Annotated in this window: 1 pseudogene; it reads right to left on the minus strand. The window is 40.7% G+C overall.

Annotated features, from left to right (window positions below):
• Positions 1-1,060: pseudogene (locus IG80_RS17140) on the minus strand (cytochrome c oxidase subunit I); the annotation flags it as partial.

Below are 1,060 nucleotides of genomic sequence, written 5' to 3' on the forward strand. Positions count from 1 at the left end.
CAAATTAACCCCTACAAAAGTAAGCCAAAAATGAATTTTTCCTAAGATTTCAGGAAACTCTCTCCCAGACATCTTTCCAAACCAATAATAGAATCCACAAAATATTCCAAACAATGCTCCCATTGACAATACATAATGGAAATGAGCCACCACATAATAGGTATCATGGAGTACCACATCAAGGCCAGCATTGGAGAGCACAACGCCTGTCAATCCACCTAATGTAAAAACAAAAATAAACCCAATTGCAAAAAGCATAGGAACGCGAAACGTAATGGATCCTCCCCACATGGTTGCTATCCAACTAAAAAACTTTGATGCCCGTTGGTACCGCAATGATCATTGTTGCTGCTGTAAAATAAGCGCGTGTATTGACATCAAGACCTACTGTAAACATATGATGCGCCCATACCACGAAACCAATAAATCCTATGGATACCATTGCATAAACCATCCCTAAATAACCGAATATGGGTTTTTTAGAAATGTCGAGATAACCTGACTAATAATACCGAAAGCTGGCAAAATCATGATATAAACTTCTGGGTGGCCAAAAAACCAAAATAGATGCTGAAATAAAACAGGGTCCCCCCCACCTGCAGGATCAAAAAATGTCGTCCCAAAATTTCGATCCGTAATTAACATCGTAATGCCGCCTGCCAAAACAGGTACAGACAGTAATAACAAGAAAGCCGTGACAAGCATAGACCACACAAACAAAGGCATCTTATGAAGCGTCATTCCTGGCGCTCGCATGTTAAAAATTGTGGTAATAAAATTGATGGCGCCTAGAATTGATGAAGCACCAGACAAATGGAGTGCAAAAAGCAAAAAATCTACCGAGGCATCCGAGTGTCCTAATAACGAGCTAAGCGGAGGATAAATTGTCCACCCTGTACCTGCTCCAGAACCAACAAAAATCCCCATAATTAAAAGAATTAAGGAGGGTACCAACAACCAAAAGCTTATATTGTTTAGGCGTGGAAAAGCCATGTCAGGTGCTCCAATCAGCAAAGGAACAAACCAATTACCAAATCCTCCAATCAAAGCCGGCATCACC

Origin of the sequence: Candidatus Paracaedibacter symbiosus, from assembly GCF_000757605.1 — a bacterium.
GTDB classification, from domain to species: domain Bacteria; phylum Pseudomonadota; class Alphaproteobacteria; order Paracaedibacterales; family Paracaedibacteraceae; genus Paracaedibacter_A; species Paracaedibacter_A symbiosus.